Source organism: Geodermatophilus sp. SYSU D00867 (assembly GCF_054050315.1).
The window spans coordinates 15091-34655 of the sequence record NZ_JBJGZC010000011.1 but is presented as its reverse complement, the minus strand read 5'-3'; the positions used below and the strand labels follow the sequence as shown (position 1 = coordinate 34655).

At 76.4% G+C, this 19565-nt stretch carries 20 protein-coding genes and 1 tRNA gene; 10 read left to right on the top strand and 11 right to left on the bottom strand.

Annotated features, from left to right (window positions below):
* The first annotated feature begins 22 nt into the window (after positions 1-22).
* From ACI8AK_RS12060 to ACI8AK_RS12050, 3 genes are all read left to right on the top strand, one after another.
* Positions 23-751, top strand: coding sequence for a DUF3618 domain-containing protein (locus ACI8AK_RS12060; protein ID WP_387985907.1), 729 nt, complete (start codon positions 23-25; stop codon positions 749-751).
* 188 nt (positions 752-939) lie between these two features.
* The gene (locus ACI8AK_RS12055) at positions 940-2118 is read left to right on the top strand and encodes a sensor histidine kinase (protein ID WP_456956408.1); all 1179 of its coding nucleotides are present in this window, start codon (positions 940-942) and stop codon (positions 2116-2118) included.
* Positions 2119-2190: 72 nt separating this feature from the next.
* Positions 2191-2412 (top strand): hypothetical protein, encoded by a 222-nt coding sequence (locus ACI8AK_RS12050; protein WP_456956406.1) that lies wholly within the window; start codon positions 2191-2193, stop codon positions 2410-2412.
* Here ACI8AK_RS12050 and ACI8AK_RS12045 read toward each other — a convergent pair.
* The 5 genes from ACI8AK_RS12045 to ACI8AK_RS12025 all read right to left on the bottom strand — a co-directional run bounded on the left by ACI8AK_RS12045 (position 2394) and on the right by ACI8AK_RS12025 (position 6661).
* Entirely contained in the window at positions 2394-3089 is a 696-nt protein-coding gene (locus ACI8AK_RS12045) for a response regulator (RefSeq protein ID WP_456956404.1), read from the bottom strand. The two genes, ACI8AK_RS12050 and ACI8AK_RS12045, sit on opposite strands and share 19 nt — an antisense overlap.
* 115 nt (positions 3090-3204) lie before the next feature.
* Positions 3205-4380: an acyl-CoA dehydrogenase family protein gene (locus ACI8AK_RS12040; RefSeq protein WP_387985917.1), complete on the bottom strand. Its 1176-nt coding sequence runs from the start codon at positions 4378-4380 to the stop codon at positions 3205-3207.
* A 33-nt stretch (positions 4381-4413) separates the two neighbouring features.
* A complete protein-coding gene (locus ACI8AK_RS12035; protein WP_456956402.1) occupies positions 4414-4941 on the bottom strand; it encodes an SAM-dependent methyltransferase in 528 nt (175 codons plus the stop codon).
* 12 nt (positions 4942-4953) lie between these two features.
* On the bottom strand, positions 4954-5730 hold the full coding sequence (locus ACI8AK_RS12030; RefSeq protein WP_387985923.1) for a meso-2,3-butanediol dehydrogenase: 777 nt from the start codon (positions 5728-5730) through the stop codon (positions 4954-4956).
* A gap of 40 nt (positions 5731-5770) precedes the next feature.
* Positions 5771-6661: an arginase family protein gene (locus ACI8AK_RS12025; protein ID WP_456956401.1), complete on the bottom strand. Its 891-nt coding sequence runs from the start codon at positions 6659-6661 to the stop codon at positions 5771-5773.
* Positions 6662-6738: 77 nt separating this feature from the next.
* Between ACI8AK_RS12025 and ACI8AK_RS12020 the strand changes: the two genes are divergently transcribed.
* Positions 6739-6936, top strand: a complete 198-nt coding sequence (locus tag ACI8AK_RS12020; protein ID WP_456956399.1) for a hypothetical protein — start codon at positions 6739-6741, stop codon at positions 6934-6936.
* Positions 6937-6946: 10 nt separating this feature from the next.
* Here ACI8AK_RS12020 and ACI8AK_RS12015 read toward each other — a convergent pair whose 3' ends face one another.
* Entirely contained in the window at positions 6947-7711 is a 765-nt protein-coding gene (locus tag ACI8AK_RS12015) for a MerR family transcriptional regulator (RefSeq protein WP_456956397.1), read from the bottom strand.
* Positions 7712-7783: 72 nt separating this feature from the next.
* Between ACI8AK_RS12015 and ACI8AK_RS12010 the strand changes: the two genes are divergently transcribed.
* From ACI8AK_RS12010 to ACI8AK_RS12000, 3 genes are read left to right on the top strand one after another with little or no spacing between them, the layout of a single operon-like run.
* Positions 7784-9655, top strand: a complete 1872-nt coding sequence (locus ACI8AK_RS12010) for a hypothetical protein (RefSeq protein ID WP_456956395.1) — start codon at positions 7784-7786, stop codon at positions 9653-9655.
* Complete coding sequence (locus tag ACI8AK_RS12005; RefSeq protein ID WP_387985936.1) at positions 9652-10065, top strand: cupredoxin domain-containing protein; 414 nt, start codon at positions 9652-9654, stop codon at positions 10063-10065. Before ACI8AK_RS12010 ends, ACI8AK_RS12005 begins: the two co-directional genes overlap by 4 nt.
* A complete protein-coding gene (locus ACI8AK_RS12000) occupies positions 10062-11363 on the top strand; it encodes a hypothetical protein (protein WP_387985939.1) in 1302 nt (433 codons plus the stop codon). The genes ACI8AK_RS12005 and ACI8AK_RS12000 overlap by 4 nt, the downstream gene beginning before the upstream one ends.
* Positions 11364-11374: 11 nt before the next feature.
* Here ACI8AK_RS12000 and ACI8AK_RS11995 read toward each other — a convergent pair whose 3' ends face one another.
* Positions 11375-12925, bottom strand: coding sequence for a phospholipase D-like domain-containing protein (locus ACI8AK_RS11995; protein WP_387985942.1), 1551 nt, complete (start codon positions 12923-12925; stop codon positions 11375-11377).
* Positions 12926-13217: 292 nt separating this feature from the next.
* Here ACI8AK_RS11995 and ACI8AK_RS11990 point away from each other — a divergent pair, with 292 nt between their 5' ends.
* On the top strand, positions 13218-13535 hold the full coding sequence (locus ACI8AK_RS11990; RefSeq protein WP_387985945.1) for a hypothetical protein: 318 nt from the start codon (positions 13218-13220) through the stop codon (positions 13533-13535).
* A gap of 102 nt (positions 13536-13637) precedes the next feature.
* A complete protein-coding gene (locus ACI8AK_RS11985) occupies positions 13638-14069 on the top strand; it encodes an ATP-binding protein (protein ID WP_456948687.1) in 432 nt (143 codons plus the stop codon).
* Positions 14070-14084: 15 nt separating this feature from the next.
* On the opposite strand, the gene ACI8AK_RS11980 is transcribed toward ACI8AK_RS11985, so the two are convergent.
* Positions 14085-15353 (bottom strand): PP2C family protein-serine/threonine phosphatase, encoded by a 1269-nt coding sequence (locus ACI8AK_RS11980; protein ID WP_456956393.1) that lies wholly within the window; start codon positions 15351-15353, stop codon positions 14085-14087.
* A gap of 446 nt (positions 15354-15799) precedes the next feature.
* On the opposite strand from ACI8AK_RS11980, the gene ACI8AK_RS11975 reads away from it, so the two are divergent.
* Positions 15800-16429, top strand: a complete 630-nt coding sequence (locus ACI8AK_RS11975) for an ANTAR domain-containing protein (RefSeq protein ID WP_456956391.1) — start codon at positions 15800-15802, stop codon at positions 16427-16429.
* 385 nt (positions 16430-16814) lie between these two features.
* On the opposite strand, the gene ACI8AK_RS11970 is transcribed toward ACI8AK_RS11975, so the two are convergent.
* The 3 genes from ACI8AK_RS11970 to ACI8AK_RS11960 all read right to left on the bottom strand — a co-directional run bounded on the left by ACI8AK_RS11970 (position 16815) and on the right by ACI8AK_RS11960 (position 19225).
* Positions 16815-17666 carry an ANTAR domain-containing protein gene (locus tag ACI8AK_RS11970; protein ID WP_456956389.1) on the bottom strand — a complete coding sequence of 284 codons (852 nt, stop codon included), beginning with the start codon at positions 17664-17666 and terminating at the stop codon, positions 16815-16817.
* A gap of 484 nt (positions 17667-18150) precedes the next feature.
* Positions 18151-18223, bottom strand: a tRNA-Ala gene (locus ACI8AK_RS11965).
* Positions 18224-18319: 96 nt separating this feature from the next.
* Positions 18320-19225: a M23 family metallopeptidase gene (locus ACI8AK_RS11960; protein WP_456902867.1), complete on the bottom strand. Its 906-nt coding sequence runs from the start codon at positions 19223-19225 to the stop codon at positions 18320-18322.
* Positions 19226-19565 lie beyond the last annotated feature (340 nt).

The window sequence follows — 19565 nt, the reverse complement described above, 5'->3', positions numbered from 1 at the left end:
CACCACACCCCCTGGAGCAGACATGACCAGCAGCAGTGACCCGGACGTCATCCGGCGGCAGATCGAGGAGACGCGTCGCGAGCTGAGCTACGACGTCGACGCCCTCAACGAGAAGGTCAACCCCGCCCGCGTCATCGACCGGCGCATGGCCTCGGCGAAGGGCCGCTTCGCCAACGTCAAGGACAAGGTCATGGGCTCGGCCCACGACACCCGGTCCTCGGCGCGCGGCACCGCTCAGGACGCCCGCGGCATGGCGCAGCACGCCGTGGGCTCGGTGCAGGGCGCGGCGTCCAACGCCGCCGGCACCGTGCAGGGCGCGGCGTCCTCCGCGGCCGGCACCGTGCAGGACGCCGCCTCCCAGGCGGCGCACGCCGTCCAGCAGGCCCCCGACGCGGTGATCCGCCAGACGCAGGGCAACCCCCTCGCGGCCGGGCTGATCGCCTTCGGCGTCGGCTGGCTGGTGTCCAGCCTGCTGCCCGCCACCGAGAAGGAGCGGCAGCTGGCCGAGCAGGCCGAGAGCGCGGTCCGCGAGCACAAGGACGAGCTGCTCGCCCCGGCCAAGCAGGCGGCGCAGGAGGTCGGCGAGCAGCTCAAGCCGGCCGCCCAGCAGGCCGTCGAGGAGGTCCGGTCGACCGCGCAGGACGCGGCGCAGACCGTCAAGCAGGAGGGCCAGTCGGCCGCGCAGGACGTGCAGGGCCAGGCCCAGCAGTCCCGCGAGTCCGTGCAGAGCCAGGCCTCCAGCAGCAGCTGAGGAAGGACCCCTCTGCCCCACCGCTCGCACGCTCGCGGCGGGACCCCGCAGAGGGGCCGTTCCCGCACCTCACCAGCGCAGCGCCCCGCCGGGTCCGTCCCGGCGGGGCGCTGCCGCGTCTCCCCTCGCCGGGTGACCCGGTCCGGCCCCCGCTGCAGCCGCGCCCGGCCGCGGCCGACGCTGCCGGTGTGACGGACGCCGAGGTCGCGGAGCTGCGCGCGCAGGTCGCCGCGCTGCAGGCCGAGCGGGCCACGCTCACCGCGCTGGTCGACGCCCGCGGCGAGGACCTCGCCGTCGCCGCCCGCGTGCTGCGCGCCCGCGCCGCCACGATGACCAGCGTCGTCGACGCGATCACCGAGCAGTCCGTCGTCGGCACCGACCGCGACGGCGTCGTCCGCGTGTGGAACCCCGGCGCCGAGCGGCTGCTCGGGCTCCCCCGCGCCGACGTCGTCCGCCGTCGCCGGATCACCGACTTCCACGACCCCGCCGAGCTGGCCGGCCGCGGCCTGGACGCGCTGGTGTCCGTCGCCTCCGCGCGCGGCAGCGACGTCCGGGACTGGACGTACGTGGCCGCCGACGGCACCCGGCGCACCGTCTCGGTGGCGGTCACCCCCCGCGCCGACGACGACGGCGGCCCCGCCGGCTGGACCTTCGTCGGCACCGACACGACCGAGGCGCGCGCGGCCGAGCGGCTCAAGGACCAGTTCGTCGCCCTGGTCAGCCACGAGCTGCGCACCCCGCTGTCGTCGGTGCTCGGCTACCTGGAGCTGGTGCTCGACGACCCGGCGCTGGGCGCCGGCCACCGCCGGTACCTGACCACCGTCCAGCGCAACGCCTCCCGCCTCGAGCGGCTCGTCGGCGACCTGCTGTTCACCGCGCAGGTGGAGGCCGGCCGGTTCGCGCTGACGCCGGGCGAGGTCGACCTGGCCGCGCTCGTGCGCGCCGCCGGGGAGTCGGCACGGGTCACCGCGGACGCCGCCGGGGTGGCGCTGGCGGTGACCGCGCCCTCGGCGGGGCCGGTCGTGCCCGGCGACGCGCTGCGGCTGGGCCAGGCGGTCGACAACCTGCTGTCCAACGCCGTGAAGTTCACGCCCCGCGGCGGGCGGGTCGAGCTGGGCCTCGGCACCGCCGACGACGGCGAGGTGCGCATCGAGGTCCGCGACACGGGCGTCGGCATCCCCGGCGCGGAGCGGGCGGGCCTGGGCACCCGCTTCACCCGCGCCACCACCGCCGTGCGGGCCGGCGTGCCGGGCGTGGGGCTCGGCCTGTCGATCACGCACGCCATCGCGGCGGCGCACGGCGGGCGGCTGGAGCTCGCCGGCGCCGAGGGCCGCGGCACCACCGCGACCCTGGTGCTGCCGCGCTGAGCACACCGGTCGCGCGCGGATCGCGCGGGGGTCCCGCGGACCGGCTGCGCGGCCGGTGGCAGGCTCCCCGTCGTGAGCACGCAGGACGGTGACACGGTGCGGACGACCCCGGGCCCGGGCGGCGAGCTGCCGGCCCGGCTGCTGGCCTTCCTCGCCGGCTCCGCCACGGCGCCCGCCGCCCCGCAGTCCCCCGCGGCCGACCCGGTCCTGGTGCGGCGGCTGCGCGCCCGGGCCACCTGTTGCGCCGGCAGCCGGGTCCCCGAGCCCCGGCGGGGTCAGGCCACCAGCCGGTAGCCCACCCCGCGGACGGTGCGGATCTGCGCCGCCCGCAGCCCCGCGGCGGTCAGCTTGCGGCGCAGGTTGGACATGTGCGCCTCCACCAGGCGCAGGCTGCCGGCCCAGTCGGTGCGCCACACCTCGCGCAGCAGCGTCTCGCGCTGCAGCACCCGGCCCGGCCGCGACGCGAGCGCGGCGAGCAGGTCGAACTCGGTGCGGGTCAGGTCGACCACGACGCCGTCGACGCGCACCTCGCGGGTGTCCTCGTCGACCTCGAGGTCGGCCAGCCGGACGACGGCGTCGTCGGGCTCCGGCACGGCGACGACCGTGCGCGGGCGGCGCAGCATCGCCTGCACCCGCGCGACCAGCTCCCGCGGGGAGAACGGCTTGGCCATGTACCCGTCGGCGCCGACGGCGAGGCCGACGAGCAGGTCGACCTCCTCGGCGCGGGCGGTGAGCATGAGGACGTAGCAGCCGCTCTCGGCGCGCAGCTGCCGGCACACCTCGGTGCCGTCGCCGTCGGGCAGCCCGAGGTCGAGGACGACGAGGTCGGGCGCCGACCGGCGCACCTCGGCCAGGCACTCCGCGCCCGAGCCGACGGCGCGGACGTCGAGCCCGGCCCGCTCCAGCACCGTGGCCACCAGCTCGCGGATCTCCTCGGTGTCCTCCACGACGAGCACCGACTGCCGGCCCACCGCACCTCCCCGGCCCGCGGGCGGCGGTCCCGCCCGTCTGCTGGAGGGCATCGGCGCCCCGCGCCGCGGCGTGCAGCCGGGCGCGGGGCGGCCTCCCCCTCGCGAGGGGCCCTCCTCAGACGAAGGCGCTCATCCCGGTCAGCGCCCGCCCGACGATCAGGCTGTTGATCTCCCGCGTGCCCTCGTAGGAGTAGAGGGCCTCGGCGTCGGCGAAGTACCGCACGACGTCGTTCTCCAGCAGGATCCCGTTGCCGCCGAACAGCTCGCGGGCCAGCGCCACCGTCTCGCGGGCGCGGCCGGTGACGAACGCCTTGGCCAGCGCGGCCTGCTCGTCCCGGAAGACGCCCTCCTCCTGCAGCTGCGACACCCGCACCGCCATGCCGAGGCTCGCGGTCACGTTGCCGGCCATCCGGGCGAGCAGGTCCTGGATCAGCTGGAAGCCGCCGATCGGGCGGCCGAACTGCTCGCGCTCCTTCGCGTAGGCGACCGCCGCCTCGAAGGCGCCCATCTGGCAGCCGACCGCGGACCACGCGACGCCGCCGCGGGTCAGCTTGAGCACCCGGTTGACGTCCGTGAAGGAGTTGCCGTGCTCGAGCTTGTTCCCCGCCGGCACGCGGCAGCCGTCGAAGACGATGTCGGCGTTCTGCACGGTGCGCAGGGCGTACTTGCCCTCCATCTTCGTGGGCGTGAACCCGGGCGTGCCCTTCTCGACGACGAAGGTCTTGACCGCGTCGTCGGCGACGTCGCGGGCGAACACCACGACGACGTCGGCGATGGTGCCGTTGCCGATCCACCGCTTGGCGCCGTCGATGACCCACTCGTCGCCGTCGCGGCGGGCGGTGGTCTCCAGGCCGCGGGCGACGTCGGAGCCGCCGTGCGGCTCGGTGAGCGCGAACGCGCCGACCTTGTCCAGCGCGACCATGTCCGGCACCCACCGGGCGCGCTGCTCGTCGGAGCCCAGCAGCACGATCGAGCCCATCGACAGGCCGTTGTGCACGCCGAGGAACGTGGCCATCGACGGGTCGACCCGCGCGGCCTCCAGCGCGATGAACCCGGTGAACAGCCGGGAGGCGCGCGGCCGGTGCTCCAGGTCGTAGCTGCGCCCGACCATGCCCTCCTCGGCGAAGCGCGGCACCAGGTCCATCGGGAACTCCGCCGCGGCCCAGGCGTCGTTGACCCGGGGCCGGACCTCCTCGGCCAGGAAGCGCCGGATGCCCGCCAGCTCCTTGCGCTCGTCGTCGTCCAGCAGCGTCTCGTAGCCGTAGAGGTCGCCGGGCAGCTCGTCGGTCATCGCAGGGTCCTCCGTCGGTGGGTGGCCCCTCCCCTACCCGGGACGGCGCACCTCGACCGCGGCGGTCGGGAACGGCGCGGTGGCCGCCTCCGCGGCCGCGGTCACCGCGAACCCGCGCTCCCCCGCCACCCGCGCCACGGCCGCCCGCACCCGGTCCCGGTCGTCCGGGCGCATGACCGAGAACCCGAGGACCACGCGGCCGCCGGGGTCGAGCACCCGCGCGACGACGTCCCACTCCGGCGCCGGGGGCGTCCAGAACGCCCGGACGTCGACGGCGACGACGGCGTCGAAGCGCTCGCCGGCCAGGTCGGCGTCGAGCAGCGGCGCGGCGAGGACCCGCACCCGGCCGGCGTCGACCGCCTCCCGGTTGCGGCGGGCGGCCGCGGCGGCCATCCGCGCCGACCGGTCCACCGCGACCACCCGCCCGTCGCCGACCGCGGCCGCGAGCTCCGTGACCAGCACGCCGGCGCCGCAGCCGACCTCGAGCACCCGCTCCCCCGGCGCCCCCGCGACGACGCCGGCGACGAACGCCAGCCGGTCGGAGGCGGCGCGGGCGGTCACCCGTGCGCCCTCTCAGACGTGGGCCTGGCCGGTGGAGGCGCTGGTGCCGCCGTCGACGGCCAGCACCGCGCCGGTGACGTACCGCGCACCCTCGGAGGCGAGGAACAGCACCGACGGCGCGATGTCCTCCGGCTCCCCGGGCCGTCCCAGGGCGATGCGGTTGCGGAAGGGCGCGAGCGACTCGTCGTCGCGGGGGGCGTCGGCGTTGAGCTCGGTGAACGTGAACGCGGGGGCGACGGCGTTGAGCCGCACGCCGCGCGGGCCCCAGTCGAGCGCCAGCGACCGCACGAAGTTGGTCAGCGCCGCCTTGGTGGCGTTGTAGCCGGCCTGCCCCCAGTCACCGCGCAGCCCCGACACCGAGGAGACGGCGACCAGGTTGCCGCCGGACTCCGCCAGCCGCGGCAGCGCGGCCTTGGCGAGGTGGAAGAACGCGTCGACGTTGGTGGCGCGCATCTGCTCCCACGCCTCGTCGGCGAGGTCGGTGACCTCCCCGCTCTCGTAGCCGGCCGCGTTGCTGACCACGACGTCGAGCCGGCCGAACCGGTCGACGACGTCGGCGACCAGCCGCCGCACCTGGGCCGGGTCGGAGACGTCCGCGGGCAGCGCCGCGCCGCGCTCGGCGGGCACGCCCTCGAGGGCGGACTCGAGCCGGTCCCGCCGGCGGCCGGTGATCGCGACGGTGGCGCCGGCGTCGAGGAAGGCCCGGGTGATCGCCAGGCCGATGCCGGTCCCGCCGCCGGTGACGAGGACGACGGAGCCGGTGAAGTCGAAGGTCGCAGAACCGCTCATGCCCTGCTCCTCCCCCGCGGCGCCCGCGCGGAACCGTGGCTCAGGCCAGCGCGGCGGTGAGGACCGCCACCAGCCGGGCGACCTCCCCCGGGTCCGGCGCGTGGTCGGGGTTGACCTCCGTGAGGCACAGGCCGCGGAAGCCGTCCTCGGCGCACAGCCGGCGCAGCACCGCGGCGACGACCTCGAGCGGCAGCCCCCGCCCGTGGTCCGGCACGTCGGCCAGCGGCAGGTCGAGGAACTCGACGACGTCGACGTCGAGGTGCACGAGGAAGCCGTCGGGCCCGTCCACCGCCGCGGCGGCCCCCGCGGCGGCGCCGTCGGGGTCGGCCGCCACCTCGTCGGCCGGGACGGCGGCGAGGCCGATCCGGCGCGCCGTCGTCGCGTCCGGCTCGGCGTCCCGGGCCCCCACCGCCACGACGTCGTCCACCGCCAGCAGCGGCCGGACCGGGCCGACCGCGAGCAGGTCGGGATCGCACCCGGGCAGCGCCAGCACGTGGGCCAGCGCCATCGAGTCCGCGACGCCGGTCGGGTTGTCGGCCGGCGTGCGCAGGTCGACCCCGCCGTCGAGGTACACCAGCCCCGGGGACCGGCCGGTGGCGCGGGCACCGGCGACCAGCCCCACCGTCGTCGTGCACTCGCCGCCGACCACGACCGGCGTCCGGCCGGCGTCCAGCGTCGTGGCGACCGCGTCCCGCACCGCGGCCAGGCCGGCGACGACGCGGGCGGCGTCGCGCACCCGCCCCGCCGGGGCCGGGCCGGCGGCCCACCGGACCGGCGGGAACAGCTCCCGGACGGCGACCTCCCGGGCCCGTCCGAGCTCTCCGGTCAGGCCCGCCGCGGTGAGGGCCGCCCAGGCGCGCTCCTGCCCGGGCCAGTGCGCCGCGGCGCTGGAGGGGGCGGCCAGCAGGTCGAGCGGGCGGCGCGGGCTCATGGCGGTGTCCTACCGCCGGGTGCCGACAGGGTGCGCCGGTTTGACACCGTGACACCGATCGGTGTCACATGGAGGACGTGTCCGGCACGAGCGTCCTGGCGACCGACGGGCTGAGCCTGATCGCCACCGCCGGGTTCTCCGTGCCGGCGGCGGTCCTGGTCGCGGTCGTCGTCGCCGCGGTGGTGCGCGACCGGCGGCTGGCCGCCCGCGAGCGCGACGGGCTCGACGGCTCCCACGAGCGCATCGACGAGCCGTCGGCCGGCCGCGACGGGTAGGCGACCCGGCTCACTCCTCGGCGAGCGCGCCGAGCTCGGCCTCGACCGCGGCGCCGACCGCGGCGGCCATCTCGGTGCGGAAGCTCGCCAGCAGCGCCTGCGCGGCGGCCGGCTGCAGCCGGTCCACCACGGCCCGCACCCGGTCGAGCTGGTCCGGCGGCGAGCCCTCCGCGAACAGCGCGCGCCACCCGGTGTCGACGTACATGCCGACGTAGGTGGCCGCGATCTCCCGCACCAGCTCGATGACCCGGGCCTGGGCGGCGATGAGCGCCGACGGCGGCACGCCGAGCCGGACGACCTGCAGGCCCGCGGTCAGCAGCGGCGGGTCGGTGACCCGCAGCCGGCCGTCGTCGAGCCGCTCGACCAGGCCGAGCCGGACCATCTCGTCGACGGTGGCCGGGTCCACCGGCACGCCCGCCCGGGCGGCGAGCTCCTCGGCGGTGGTCTCCTCCGGCTCCGGCGGCAGCCAGGGCGCGAGCAGCGCGCGGTGCAGCGCGAGGGTGGCCGAGCCGCCGACGGCGGGGGCGGTGGCCAGCGTCCGCTCGATGACGGCGAGGGAGTAGCCCTCGGCGAGCATCTCGCGCACCAGCAGCAGCCGGGCGACGTGCTCGGAGCCGTAGTAGCCGGTGCGCCCCACCAGCCGGGGCGGGGGCAGCAGCCCGCGGGCCGCGTACGCCCGCACGTTGCGCACGGTGATGCCCACCCGCGCGGCGAGCTCGTCGACCGTCATCTCCCGCTCGCCGTCGTGCTCGGCAGCCCGCTCCTCAGCCTCCATCAGGACCCGATCGTAACGGTGGAGGCGATGTGCCACTTTGCCATGTGACGTCGATCAGTGTTCTATAGCGGCGTGACGTCCCTGGGACCAGTGCTGCTCGCCGTGGAGGACCGTCCCGCCGGCGGTGCCGCCGTCGGCGAGGTCGTGCTCGCCTCCGCCATCGGGTTCGCCCTCACCGCCGTCCTGCTCGGCCTGGTGTGGGCCCACCGCACCCGCCGGACGACGGTGCTCGCCCGCGCCGGGAGCGCCCTCGGCCGGGCCACCCACGTCCCCGGCTGGGTCGCCCTCCCGACCGTGCTGACGACGGCGTCGCTGCTGGTCGCGCTGCTCGGGATGATGTGGGACATCGCGCTGCACGTCGGCGTCGGCCGCGACGAGGGCCCGCTGGCCAACCCCGCGCACTACCTCATCCTGTTCGGCCTGTTCGGGGTCTTCGCCGGTGGCGTGCTGGCCTGCTCCATGCCGCTGGACGAGCGCCCCGGCCCGGCCGCCGTCCGGTTCGTCCGCGGCTGGGACGTCCCGGTCGGCGGCGTGCTGCTCACCGCCGCGGGCTTCTACGCCCTGCTCGGCTTCCCCCTCGACGACGTCTGGCACCGCCTGTTCGGCCAGGACGTCACGCTGTGGGGCCCCACCCACCTCATGCTCATCGGCGGCGCCGGCCTGTCGATCGTCGGGCTGCTGGTGCTGGAGACGGAGGGCCACGGCGGCCGGGTGCACGGCGACCGGGTGCACGGTGGCCGGGTGCACGGCGGCCGCGAGGGGGGCGACCGCGCCCGGTTCCTCCGCCGGGCCTCGGCCATGGGCGGCCTGCTGCTGGGCCTGTCGGTGTTCCAGGGCGAGTTCGACTTCGACGTCCCGCAGTTCCGCCTGGTGCTCGAGCCGTTCATGATCGCCGGCGCCGCGGGGGCCGCGCTGGTCGCCGCCCGGCTCTGGATGGGCCGGGGCGGGGCGCTGGCCGCCGCCGGGTTCTTCCTCGTCGTCCGCGGCACGATCGCCGTCGTCGTCGGCCCGGTCCTCGGCGAGATCACGCCGCAGTTCCCGCTCTACCTCGGCTCCGCGCTGCTGGTGGAACTGCTCGCGCTGGCCTGGCCGCTCGCCCGCCGCCCGCTGGCCTTCGGCGCCGTCGCCGGCGTGCTGGTCGGGACCGTCGGCACGGCGGTCGAGGGCCTGTGGACCCGGGTCACCCAGGTGCTCGAGTGGAACGGCGACGTCCTGGTCGAGGGCACCCTCATGGCCGTCGTCGGGGGCGTCGCGGGCGGGCTGATCGGCGCGCTGCTCGCGCTCGGCCTGCGCCGCCGGCTGCCGCGCCCCGCCGTGGCGCGCGGCGTGCTCGTCCTGGGCCTGCTGGCCCTCGCCGGCGGCGTGGCCAACGGGCTGGTCGCGACCGTGCCCGGCGACCTCGAGGCCACCCTCGCGATCGAGGACGTCACCACCGACCCGCGGACGGCGCACGTCACCGTGCGGCTGGACCCCGCCGACGCCCTCGACGACCCGGCGTGGGTGCAGATCACCGCGTGGCAGGGCCAGGGGCTGGTCGTCACCGACCTCGAGCGCACCGGGCCGGGTGAGTACCGGACCACCGAGCCGGTGCCGGTGCACGACGACTGGAAGACGATGCTGCGCATCCACGACGGCCGCGTGCTCACCGCGGTGCCGGTCTACCTGCCCGAGGACCCGGCCATCCCGGCCGGCGAGATCGCCGCCACCGACGGGGTCACCCGCGCGGCGGTCCCGGAGGTCGACCTGCTGCAGCGGGAGCTGAAGGACGCCGGCGGCGGGCTGTGGACCGTGGCCAACCTCGTGGTCCTGGCCTGCACGATCGCGATCGTCGCGGCCATCTCCTGGGGCGTGGCCCGCTGCTCGCGCCGCGGCAGCGCCGGCGAGCGGTCCCCCGACCGGCCGGTGGGCAGCACGGCCCCGGCGCCGAGCGGGGCCGGCCGGTGACCCGCCGCCTGGCCCTGGCCGCTCTCGCGGTCGTGGCCCTGAGCGGCTGTGCCGGGACCGCACCGTCCGACGCGGGCGCGCCGTCGGCGACGGCGGCTCCGTCCTCGGCCCCGCCCCCGGCCCCGTCCTCGGCCGCACCCACCCCGGCCGGCCGCGCGCTCGCGGTGCAGGTCGCCGGCGGGCGGGCCACCGGCGACACCGGCCGCGTCCCCGTCCCCCTCGGGGAGCAGGTGACCCTCACCGTGACCGGTGACGCCGCCGACGAGGTGCACGTGCACGGCTACGACCTGGAGGCCGCGCTCGCCCCGGGCACGCCCGCGACGGTGCGGTTCACCGCGGACATCCCCGGGGTGTTCGAGGTGGAGCTGCACGGGACGGGCACGGTGCTGCTGTCGCTGCAGGTCGGGTGACCGTCCTCGCGCACGGCGTCGGGTCGCGCACCGACCTGCCGCTCCCCCTCGGCCTGGCGCTCTACGGCGCGGGCGCGGCGATCCTGGTCAGCTTCACCGTCCTGCTGCTGTTCTGGCGCCGGCCGAGGCTCGGCGACGCCGCCTCCGGGCACCCGCTGCCGGCCTGGGTGCAGCGCGCCGCGGACAGCGCTCCGCTGCGCCGGGGCCTGCAGGCGGTCGCGCTCGCCGTCGCCGTGCTCGTCCTGGCGGTGGCGCTGGCCGGCCCCGACGACACGGCGGACAACCTCGCGCCCTGGGTCCTCTACGTGACCTTCTGGGTGGGGCTGGTGCCGGTGAGCCTGCTGCTCGGGCCGGTGTGGCGGGTGCTCAACCCGCTGCGGCTGCTCGCCCGCGGCCTGCGGGTGCTCACGGGACCGCCGCGCGGCGCCGACCGGCTGCCGGCGCTGGGGCTGTGGCCGGCGGCCGGCTCGCTGCTGGCCTTCGTCTGGCTGGAGCTGGTGTACCCGGGCCGGTCGGAGCCGGTCGCGGTCGCGGTCTTCCTCGCCGCCCACGCGGTCGTGCACCTGGCCGCGGCGGCCTGGTTCGGTGAGGGGTGGTTCGCCCGCGGCGACGGCTTCGAGGTGTACTCGGCCGTCCTCGGCCGGCTGTCGGTCGTCGGCCGGCGCGACGACGGCGTGGTCGTCGTCCGCTCGCCGCTGACCAACGCGATGGCCGGCCCGGACTCCCCGGGACTGGCCGCCGTCGTGGTGGTGCTGCTCGGCTCCACCGGCTTCGACGGGCTCTCCCGCACCGCGTGGTGGCAGACCGGCCCGGGGGCGGCCGGCGACACCGCCTCGGGCACCGTCGGACTGGTCGCGTGCACCGCGCTGGTCGCGGTCCTGTACCTGCTGGGCACCCGGCTCTCGGGCCGCCTCGGCCGCCTCCCGCTGGGCCCGCAGCCCCGGCTGTACGCGGCGTCGGTGGTGCCGATCGCGGTCGGCTACACCGTGGCGCACTACTTCTCGCTGCTCGCCCTCGACGGGCAGACGACGTGGATCCTCGCCAGCGACCCGTTCGGAACCGGCGCCGACCTGTTCGGCACGGCGGCCGACGTGGTGGACCTGCGCGCGGTGAGCCCCGACGTCATCGCCTGGGTGCAGGTCGGCGCGGTGGTGCTGGGCCACGTCGTCGGCGTGCTGCTGGCCCACGAGAAGGCGCTGCGCGTGGCGCCGCGGGCCCCGGCGTCGGACCAGCTGCCGCTGGTGCTGGTGATGGTGCTGTTCACCGTCGCGGGCCTGGGCCTGCTGTTCGGCTTCTGACCCGCCCGCGCTCAGCCGCGCTGGCGGCGCCGGCGGCCGGCGAAGGCCCGCTTCACCCGGCGCCAGCGGTTCGGGGTGTGCTCGGCGTCGAGCAGCTCGGTCTCGGCGAGCAGCCGCTCCACCGGGTCGAGCTCCGGCGCCTCGAAGGCGACCAGCGAGCGCCCGGCCGGCCGCATCAGCGCGTCGACGGCGCGGACCAGCGACCCGCCGTGCTCCTCCACCGCGGCCGCGACCTCCTCCGGCGCGACCCCGAGGTGCTCCCCGAGCAGGCGGTGGCGCATGCCCAGGACCGCCGCGGCCAGCTCGTCGTGGCGCGGGTCGCCGGTGCGGGCCTCGATCGACAGGTCGCACTCGGTGTCCAGGCCCATCGAGCGGTTGTTGAGGTTGGCCGAGCCGATCCGCAGCAGCCGGTCGTCGAGGCAGGTCACCTTGGCGTGCACGTAGATCGGCCGGCGCTCCTCGGTGACCGGCACGAGCAGCCGGAACCGGTCGTACCGGTCGGCGCGGGTGACCAGGTCGAACAGCTTCACCCGGGCGGTGTCCATGGCCTTGCTCTCCAGCCAGCCGTCGGCCGACCGCGGCAGGACGACGACGAACTCCGGCCCGTCGGGCTCCTGCAGCCGCTCGGCGATCGCCTCGGCGACCCGGCGGTTGGCGAAGTACTGCGTCTCGACGTAGACGGTGCGCCGGGCGGCCGCGACCACGGCCAGCCACAGCAGCTCGATCTCGTGCACCAGCTCGGCGCCGCCGTACTCGGGGCGGGTGCGCGAGACCGCGACGTCGACGTCGGTGAGGAAGGTCTCGACCTCCTCGGGCCAGCAGGCCTCGACGTCGGTCACCGGCTCCAGGTGCTCCCCGGTGCCGCTCTCCCAGCGCTCGCGGGCGAGGTCGCCGATCGCGCGGGCGGCCGGGCCGGAGACCAGGCTGGTGACGTCGTGCCAGGGCCCGCGCAGGCGGGTGGTGTGCGGCCGGTGCCGCAGCGGGTGGCGGTCGCGGTGCTCGGAGGTGTCCCAGCGGTCGGCGGTGACGTCGATGCCGCCGGCGAAGGCCAGGCAGTCGTCGATGACGACGATCTTCTGGTGGTGCGCGCCGCCGAGCGGGTGGTGCGTGTCGACGGTGAACCGCAGCCGGTCGGGGGTGCGCCGGTCGAGCAGCACGATCGGGGCCATGCGGCGGGTGAGCGCCACCACCATGCCGAGGTCCCACTGCAGGACGCCGATCTCCAGCCGCGGGTTGGCGCGGACGGCGTGCTCGAGCACGCGGCCCAGGCGGTCGTCGCGGGCGCGGCCGGGCGTGCGCGGGTCCATCCGGATGCGCGGGTCGAAGTCCCAGCCGATGAACAGCACCCGGCGCTCGGCGCGCAGCACCGCGCGCTTGAGGGTGGCGAAGTAGTCGGCGGCGTCGACGAAGACGGCGTGGCGGTCGGCGCGCTCGATCCGCCAGCAGGTCTCCCCGGGGACGAGCAGCGTGTCGTCGGACGGGGCGGGGACCGGAGCGGTCCGGGCGGCCGGGAGGGAGGGGATGCGTGCGGTCGTCCCGGCGGCGTCGGCGCTCTCGATCACCCCGGCAGTCTGCCGACCTGCGCAAGCGGCCGCGCCGCACCCTCCCCCGTCCGGGGTGGGGTCAGCCGTGCGCCCGGTCGACCACGCGGAACCGGTCGCGCTCGGGGTCGGCGAGGACGACGGGGTCGGGATCGTCGGGGTGGGCGTCCCGTCCACGCGCTCGGCGCCGAGGCCCACCAGCCGCTGCACCTCGGCGGTCTGCTCGGCGGCGGCGGCGGCGCACGCCCACATCGTCGCCGCGGGACGCAGCGGACGGTGCCGCGGCGCACGCCGGTGCGTCACGCTGTCCGCCGTGGAGCCCCGGGGGGACGGCGGAGCGCCCCCCGCCGGCGAGGTCGACCGGACCCGGCACCTCGCCCGGCGGGCCGAGGCCGTGCGGCGCCGGGCCGAGGACCTCCTGCTCCGCAAGGAGGCACTGGCCGACGCGCTCGCCCGGACCTCCCGCACCATCGCCGACACCGAGACGCGGCTCGCCGAGACCCTCGACCAGCTCGCCGAGACCCGCCCGGAGGACGGCGAGCGGCTCCGCCGCGAGGCCCGCGAGGCCCGCGAGTTCGCGTCGCGGGAGCGCGACCGCGCCGCCGAGCGCGGGGCGGACCGGCCGTCCTGAGACCCGACGACGGGCACGGACGGTCGCGCGACGACCCGGACGGGTTCGGAACGCCGGCGACGGGGCACTGCTGCCGGGACATCCCCGGACCGGAACGAGCCCATGGACCTGGAGCCCTGGCCGCGGCGGCCGTGTCCCGAGACCACGGGACCCCGCTACGAGTGCGAGATCTCCCACGCCGCGGACCTGCGCACCGTACGGGCGCAGCTGCGGGTCTGGGCGGCGGGCGGGGCCGAGGGGTCCGACGCGGACGGAGCGGTCGTCGACGACCTCGTGGTGGCCGTCGACGAACTGGCGTCCAACGGCCTCCGGCACGGCCGTGCACCCGTGCGGGTCCTCGCCGTCCGCACGGGGCGGGGAGTGCTGCTCGACGTCAGTGACGGCGATCCGCGCACCGCACCCGAGCCCGCGGCCGACCGGGATCCCGCCCTCGGCGGCATGGGCCTGCGCATGGTCGCCCACCTCAGCGTCGACCGCGGGTGGACCGTCGCCGACGACCGCAAGCACGTCTGGGCCCGCTTCGGCGCCGGGTGAGGTCCGCGCCCGCGGTCAGGCGTCCGGGCGGCGGGGCGACCGCGCCGACGAGGCGCGGCCGGCGTCGGCGCCGTGCGCGCTGTCCCGCCGGCGCGGGGGACCTCCGTACCAGTCCAGGCACACCACCGTGGCGTCGTCGCGGAGGTCGCCGCCGGTCGCGCGCAGGACCGCGGCCCCCAGTTCCTGGACGACCTGCCGGGGGTGGAGGTCCGCGGTGTCGCGGAGGGCCGCCGCGACGTCCAGGACGGCGGCGTTGCGCTCCTGCATCCCGTCGGTGAGGAGGACCACGCGGTCCCCCGGTACCAGCCGGAGCTCCTGGGGCCGGAAGGACGCGCGGGGCACGACACCGAACGGCGGCTCGACGTCCAGGCCGATCTCCTGCACCCTGCGGTCCCGCAGCCGCAGCGGCAGCGGGTGACCGGCGTTCACGACCACGGCCGTCCCGGACGACAGGTCCACGCGCAGGAGCTGCCCGGTGACGAACTGCCCGGCCGCGTCGTCGGCGAGGGCGTCGTTGGCGTAGCGGGCCTGCCCGGCGAGGTCCAGGCCCTTCCGGCGGGCGTTGCGCAGGGCGCCCACGAGCAGCGTGGCCAGCAGGGCGGCCCGGACCTCGTGACCGACGGCGTCGGTGACGGACACGTGCAGCGAGTCCTGGTTGAGGGTGTAGTCGAAGGTGTCCCCGCCCACCGAGGCGGCCGGCTCGAGCCAGCCGGCGAGGGTGAACTGCCCGGCCTCGCAGGTGTAGGACGCCGGGAGCAGCCGGCGCTGGATCTCCGCGGCCAGGGAGAACGGGGTCGTGCGCTGACCCCACTCGAACACGTCGGTGTACCGGCGGGCGGCGATGACCACGTAGGCCAGGGCGTGCGCGGCGGCGGCGACGTCGGCGACCACCGCCGGGTCCGGGTGCGCCGGCAGGACCAGCTCCAGCAGCCCGATCGCGTCCCCCCGGTCGCTGACCGGGGCGACCACCAGGGCCCCGTCGTCGAGCGGTCGCACGTCGACCTCCTGGGTCCGCAGCACGCGGTCGTACACGGTGCCGGACAGCGGCAGGGTCTCCGCGTGCGCGCCCGCCTGCGAGCGACCGCCCTCGGCTCCGGCGATCCCCGTGGTGAGACGCACGACGGCGCGGCCGCTGAAGTCGGCGATGAGGAAGGTCAGGTCCCGCGCCCCGAGCATCTCCGCGAGCGCCTCCGCCGCGGCCTGCAGGGCCCCGATCGGCGCCGTCCCCTCGACCCGCTCGAGCAGGACGCCGACGTCGAGGCCGGAGACCGGCCGCATCGACATGGGGCAACTCTAGGGAGGAGTCCCCGGCTGCCGTGCGGCCGCGCCGACCCCCTAACGACGACGAGGGTCCGACCTGTGTCGCCGCAGGTCCGACCCAGCTGCAACCACGACTGCGGCCACGTCGGCGGACCCGCGCCCGGCTGAGGCCCTGCCGTCTCCCGACGTCACCGAGGCGGTTCGAGGACGCCCGACGACGTCCGAGACCGCCACTGTGCCGGCCAGGCAGTCGGATAGGGTCACCTCCAGCGCCCGGCGTCGGGCGTCGATGTTGCGTCAGGCAGCGGCGTAGCCCAGATGCGGAGCCCACCGTGGGGTTCGCCGCCGAGGTCGTGCCCCGGTATCGATCAGACCGGAGGCCTGCGGTGGCCCACAGCGGGAAGCAACGGTCCACGAGAGCAGCGGAGGCCCTGGAGCACCTGGGCCAGAGGTCCTTGCAGGAACTCTCCATGGAGAGCCTGCTGCAGTCGATGGCGGACCTCACCAAGAGGGTCATGCCCGGTGACCCGGAGGCATCGGTCACGCTGCTGATCGGGGACGAGCCGCGAACGGTCGTCGACACCGGGCCACTGGCCCTCGGCCTCGACGAGGCCCAGTACCGCCGCGGGGACGGGCCGTGCCTGCACACCGCCCACGACGGCGTCCTGGTCGAGATCAGCGACACCCGCGTGGACAGCCGGTGGCCCGACTACGGCCGCTACGTCGCCGAGCACGGCGTCCTCAGTCTGCTGGCCGTGCCCCTGGTCCTCGCCGGGGAGGAGCAGGTCGCGGGATCGCTGAACGTCTACGCCCGGAGGCCGGAGGCCTTCGACGAGGCCAGCCGAGCGGTGGCCACCGGGTTCGCCCCCTACGCGGCGGTCGCCGCCGGAACCGTCCAGGCGTACCGCAGGGCCCGGCAGACGGCCGACGACCTCCGGATCGCGCTCGAGTCCCGAGCGGTCATCGAGCAGGCCAAGGGCATCCTGATCGAGCGCCACAGGCTGACCCCCGATCAGGCCTTCGAAGCCCTCGCCACGGTGTCCATGAGGAGGAACGTCAAGGTCCGCGAGATCGCCGAGCGCCTCGTCCTCACCGGCTAGCTGCCGCTCGTCCCAGCCCGGCCCCCACGATCCACTGGGCAGGCGGTGCACCGGCGAGACGCATAGCGTCTGCTTGCACCCCGAGCAGCCGCGGCGGCCACCCGGGGGGCGTGCCGCGGTCAGGCCCCGCCACTCCAGACCCGGGGTGGCGGGGCCGCCCTCCGCACCCCCGAGGCGCCGGCGCGGTGGCCTGCCTCCGACGCGAGCGACGGGACCGGCCGACGGACGATGCAGCTGCGCCCGTTTCGCCGACCCACGCGCCGAAGACGGCCGGCGACTTCGCCGACGGGGAACGGGACCAGGTGGATCAGGACCGGACGCCGCAGCTCCGACCCTCCTGACGGAGCGCCACCGGCCGGCTCGCCTGCACGCGTCTCGCACGCCTTCACGAGCACGGCGACGCACACGGTCCTGCTCCCCCGGGGGTTCCGCCTGTCCGCGAGCGGCACCTCCGAGCCCGACCTGCCGGGGACACGTCCGGGACGTCGTCGAGCCGGCTAGGCCTCGCTGCTCGGGTGCGGCTCGCACCGTCGACGACGGCCTGGGCGATGTCGCGGAGCTTGCGGTTGGACCGCCGCGAGGCGGTCGCGAGCAACTGGAAGGCCTCGGCCGCGTTGCAGCGTCGCTGGCTCCTCAGGATGCCCTTGGCCTGTTCGATGACAGCGCGCGTCTGCATCGCCCGGTCCAGGTTCTCGGCGAGCTCGCGGGTGCTCTCGTAGAGGTGCATGTTGTGCACCGCCACGGCGACGTAGGAGGCGAACGCCCGAGCGACGTCTCTGGCCTCGTCGTCGAACGCGGCAGCCTCGACCGCGTAGAGGTCCAGTGCACCGTGGACGGTCTGTCGTACCGGTACGGGGACCGACACGGAGCTCAGGGAGCCGCGTTCGACGCACACCTGGGCGTAGTCCGGCCAGCGCCTCTCCTCGCGCGCGTCGGTGATCGCGCGGATCTCCTCACCGACCGCCGCCTCCAGGCAGGGACCGTAGCCGCGACCGTACTGCGACTCGTCGAGGTCGAGCGCCAGCTTGCCGGTGAAGGCGGCGGTGGTGGCCTTGTCGTTCTCCACCAGGCTGACCGAGGCCTCCGCGACGCCGGGGATGACCTGCTTGGCCAGGTCGGCGATCCTCTGCAGCATCGCGTCCAGGGAGGTGTCGCTGAAGGACAGCTGCCCGAGTTCGGCGAAGGCGTCGTGGACGTCCAGAGGCTCGGACGGCCGCTGATCGTCGTCGGGGCTCATCGCGGTCCGCTCCGTCAGGTCCGGCTGGTCGACGGAGGTCCTCGACCCCGGAGTGAGTCGCCCGTGACGGGTGGCCCGTGATCCGCTGGGCCACCTGCATGACCTGTCAGGGGCCGCTGATGCGGCGCCGCTGGCAACGTACTCGCCCGTCGGGGTCCCGTCCCCGAGCGGATGGGGCGTCGCCGCCGGCGTCGGAGGACGACGACCTGCTCGACGACACCCTCACCGTCCGGCACGCCGTGCACCGCGTCCGGGGCGGCGGGCTCGTCCACCAGGAGCCCAGGAGCGGGCACGCCCGAACGGCCGGCCGATCGACGCGAGGACGGACCACGACGCCTGGACGAAGCACGTCGTGCCGGCACCGGCCCGTGAGGCCGCCGACCGCACGGGCGCCGCGCTGCTCGTGGAATCAAACGGCGACCACGACTGCGACCAGAGACGACTCAGGCCGTCCTCCCGAGGGAGGACGGCCTGGTCACACGGGTGGAGCTGAGGGGACTCGAACCCCTGACCCCCACACTGCCAGTGTGGTGCGCTACCAGCTGCGCCACAGCCCCGTTCCTCGGCCCGCCCGGTCTCGCTCAGGCCACGGAGAACTATACGACGTCCGGCACGGCCCCCTGCGGCGGGGGGGGCGTCCCGCGCGTCGCGGGTCAGACCTCGACCCCGCGCTCGGCCAGCCACGGCACCGGGTCGATCCTGCGACCGTCCATCCCGCCCTGGTGCACCTCGAAGTGCAGGTGCGGCCCGGTCGACTGGCCGCGGTTGCCCAGCAGCGCGATCGTCTCGCCGGCCTCCACGTACTGGCCGGGCTCGACGAGGATCTCCTCCATGTGGCCGTAGACGGTGACGTCGCCGTTCTCGTGGAGGACGTAGACGGCCAGGCCGAAACCGCTGGCCGCACCGGCCCGGACGACGACGCCGTCCACGGCCGCGTACTCCGGCGTCCCGATGGGGGCGGCCAGGTCGATGCCGTAGTGGAAGGTGCCCCACCGCGAGCCGTAGCCGCTGGTGAACCGCGCACCGTCGACCGGCAGCACGGCCTTGGGCCGTGCCGCCTCGCGGGCGGCCTCCGCGGCGGCGGCCTCGGCCGCGGCCCGCTCCGCGCGGCTGGCCGCGACCTCCTGCAGGCGCGCCTGCGCCTCCGCCTCGGTGATCGAGGCCATCGGCATGACCTCGAGGGACTCCTCGCCGGTGGCCAGCTCCATCTGCGCGCCGAGCACCGCCGTGGACCCGGCCTCCGCCCCGGACCCGCCGGGCACCCCGACGACCCCGGCGCCGATCGCGCCGGCCACGAGCGCGGCGAGCAGCAGCTGGGGACGGCGGTCGCGCAGGCCGCGACGGCGGGCGCGCGGGGCGGCGAGCGCGGTGGTGGCCGGTCCGGCGGCCGCGGCGGGGACGGGCAGGGCGGTGGTGGCCGGCGCGGGGACGTCGTCGGCGGCCTCGGCGGCGGACCGCGGGACGGGGACGCCGGCGGGGCGGACCGGCGGGAAGCCGCGCAGCGGGGACACCGGGTGGTCCGCCGCGGTCCAGGAGTCGCCGGTCCGGGGACCGGGCACCGCCGCGAGGGAGCCGCTGGCGGGACGGGTCAGCAGACCCGCATCACTCCGGTGACTGGCCAAGGCGCGTACCCCGCTCGCTCGTGGGAAGCGGCCCGTGCGGGCCCGATCGAGTCGTGTCGATACAAACACACCGTGACCTCGCCGTGACCCCGAGTGCGGCGTGTCCGCGCGTGACACGCCGTGTGCGCTGTGTCACGCGCGGCTGCTGTGTTTACGCCGTGGTCCTCCGGGGGACATGACCTCATCCGGCGTGGAGCAGCCCGCGCCGGTCCGACGAGACCGCCGGGCCGACGCCCCCACGCCAGGTGCCCGCGTGAGCACACTCCGCGGGCAGTGT